Source organism: Empedobacter sp. UBA5987 (genome assembly GCF_002429865.1).
Classification (GTDB): Bacteria; Bacteroidota; Bacteroidia; order Flavobacteriales; family Weeksellaceae; genus Empedobacter; species Empedobacter falsenii_B.
The window spans coordinates 515-3,589 of the sequence record NZ_DJBB01000003.1 but is presented as its reverse complement, the minus strand read 5'-3'; the positions used below and the strand labels follow the sequence as shown (position 1 = coordinate 3,589).

The 3,075-nt window shown below is 30.7% G+C and carries 2 protein-coding genes; both read right to left on the bottom strand.

Annotation, left to right across the window (positions count from 1 at the left end):
* Positions 1 to 943: 943 nt before the first annotated feature.
* A complete protein-coding gene (locus B3J26_RS00425; RefSeq protein ID WP_291052291.1) occupies positions 944 to 2,041 on the bottom strand; it encodes a hypothetical protein in 1,098 nt (365 codons plus the stop codon).
* A gap of 2 nt (positions 2,042 to 2,043) precedes the next feature.
* On the bottom strand, positions 2,044 to 2,826 hold the full coding sequence (locus tag B3J26_RS00420) for an RNA polymerase sigma factor (RefSeq protein ID WP_291071083.1): 783 nt from the start codon (positions 2,824 to 2,826) through the stop codon (positions 2,044 to 2,046).
* Positions 2,827 to 3,075 lie beyond the last annotated feature (249 nt).

Here is a 3,075-nt window from a genome sequence, read left to right as displayed (position 1 = left end):
CTCTACTAAAAATGTTCTCATTTCACTAAAGATTTTAAAAACCCTACGGGCTAAAACCTTTTTTACGTTTTATTCAACCATTTTCTTAACGTGTGAGTTTTAATGCCGGGTTTTCATCCTTTTTCAATATTCAAATCCACTTTCAACAAAGAATTTATAAACTGTTATTGCTGAAAAGTCGAGCGTCAATTCGGCGTAAAGAGCGTTAAAAATGATTTACAGTTCACATTTTTATGTGAATGATTTAAAGCATTTAGCGAATAGCCATTATTGACCGACTTGTAAGCACGGACTTGATTTTTTGATTACTTTTTGATCAAGCAAAAAGTAATAAATAAAGAACTACTAATTATTCTCTTATTCACGTAATTATGTTCAGAACCTCAACTCGTTGTTAATTTGAGGTATCGAGAAATCTATTACTTTCATTTTTTTATTCATAGCTTATCTATTTTAATTATAGGTATTCAGATGCCCTTCGGGGAATAGTCAAAAAAACTAACGAAAAAAGACTTGGCTGTAAAACTCTCTACTAAATATGTTCTCATTTCTCTAAAGATTTTAAAAACCCTACGGGCTAATACCTTTTTAAGTTTCATTCAAACATTTTCTTAACGTGTGTGTTTTAATACCGTTTTCGTCATTCTTTTCCAATATTCAAATTCCTTGTCATTCAGAACTTTCAAAGAATCTCATATCTAATTGTTCATAAAAACATTTTACATCGTAAATCCCATATCAAAAACCTTTTACAAATATTCTACTGCCACCCTACTGCCACTATGTTGCCTTTATCCTGCCTTTATCCTGCCTTTATCTTGGGACCATCTAACGTGTTTCAATAAAACCTAAAAATCCCCCTTTGTATATGTTTTTCACATTTGATGAGCGTTAACAATCACCCCACCCTACGGGTGTACAAATCACCCTCCAAAATTATGGTTTAAGCTGTTATAAGCTCAATACCTGCTTTATCAGCTTTGTATTTTATTTTATGTATGAGCTCATAATAGCTCCAGTTTCTTAAGACAAATCTTTCTTCTTTGGCAATTTGTATTTTTTCTTCTTGATCTACAATAACTATCGTTCCTGCTTTTTTTTCCACACAAAAATCAATTAACATTCTACTGTAGACATGTAGCCGATGATGAATATATTTACTCTCTGTATTTTTTAATTTTTTTGCTATTTTTAATTTTCTTGCTTTTCCTTTCCCTCCTTTGCAAAAGGGCACTCCTTCTAGTATTCTTTTACGAGAAGCTTGTATGGCTAATCTTCTATATAGAAATTCTTCTTTGCTACCAATGGTAAGCTGAGATCTACCTATTTTTACAACCAACGGATATTCTAATGACAAAGAAACTTCTGCAATAATATCTGGTTGTAATTGATTTTTTTCTTTTTCAATTTCTACCGTGAATACCCAAAATATTTTATTTTTTTCTAATTTAATATGTGATCTACAAATTCTAATTTCTTTACTTACTATTTGCTCCAATAGCTTATAATTATCAATATAGTCTCTTCCAAGATACGTTTTAAAAGGAATTTTATAAAGTTTAAAATAAATGTATTTTTTATCTGTATCATACGAGAATTTACTTATCCTCGCTATGTTAAAAGGAATTGCTATATCTCGTTTAAAAATTTTTAATGAAAGTTCCCCTTTCCAATACTTGACACAATCCTTCTTGAAGGACAGGTATAACGTATTGATCAAACTAGACAATATATACATCGGAACTTCGTCCTTAAAACGTTTTGAGAGCACACGATAAATTGTAGTCGACCGTGACCATTTGAGTATTCCAGAATCATCTTTGTTTTCGTCTGCTAATTTATATTTGATTCCTTCAGAGAAATAAAAAAAATCTTTCACCATTTCTTGCACATACAAATGAGAAACAATCATATTAGCCGCTATAAAACATCTATTTTGCCATTTATAAAGCGTACTCACAACTTCTTTTCGTTCTTCTTGGGTTGGTAAATCAGCAATTAACTGTATTTTACGTGTTAAAAAAACTGTAGAATTTTCCATATTTAGTTATTTAGGGGTTTAAACTTGTTTTGTTGAGTCAATTTATAAGCGACGACAAATTCATTGTGCACTTCTTTCTGAGAAAGTTCTAATGTCTTGGCAATGGTTGTAAACGATTGTTTCATTTCGAATCGAAGCTTTAAAATCAACGATTGTTTTTCGGTCATTTGATTTGGTGCCTTTTCCTCGGAAATTATTTCTTTTTTAGACACGAATACATCATGACTATTTATAAGGTTCTTAACATCCTCTATTGCACTTTTAATCTCCTTGCTCGTTTCTGAAACTCTTTTTCCCATTGCATTGGCAATTGCTTTGTATCTAAATCCATATTTCAAGCAGAGTTCAATCAAATGTTTTCTTTCAGCGCTTAATAAGGGTAATATTTTTCTAATTTCTTCATAATGTTGGTCATGTATTAGTTTATCCTTTATGTTTTCTGCAGCCTCTAAAGGATCGTATACAGTCAAATAATTCTCATAATTCTCGTAACTCTCTAATGAATGCACTGACCTAAAAAATTTATTTTTAGAACTTCTATAATGCGAATAACAGCTGTGTTTCAAAACAAGTCGCGTGAAAAAAAAGATATGTTCAGGTTTTTCAATTTTCTCACGATATTCCCATAATTTCAGAAACGCATCTTGTACCAAACATTCTACAACAAATTCATCATCAACTATTTGTTTACCAATCCAAAAAAGTAGTCTTTTATGTCGTGAATAAATTTGCTCTAAGGCTTTGGGTTCGCCTTTTTTCAATAATTCATATTCTTTTTCTAGCATAATAAAGGTGGTTTTAATTATGTTTTACGTGATACGTATTACGTTCTACGTTTTAACATCGTTTTTTAAATTCAACATTAGTTTTAAAAGCCACTCCTTTTCCTGTACATCGCGCCAACTTTGTTCTTGGGAAAGGGGTTTTTTGTTATGTTTTACGCTCTACGCTTAACGTTTTACGTTATTTTTTTAGTTTTACGTGATACGTATTAAGTTCTACATTTTTATTCTTATTATATTCAAATTCACTTA

Coding starts and splice junctions, on each gene's coding strand:
- B3J26_RS00425 (WP_291052291.1), bottom strand. CDS start 2,041: ATGGAAAATTCTACAGTTTTTTTAACACGTAAAATACAGTTAATTGCT.
- B3J26_RS00420 (WP_291071083.1), bottom strand. CDS start 2,826: ATGCTAGAAAAAGAATATGAATTATTGAAAAAAGGCGAACCCAAAGCC.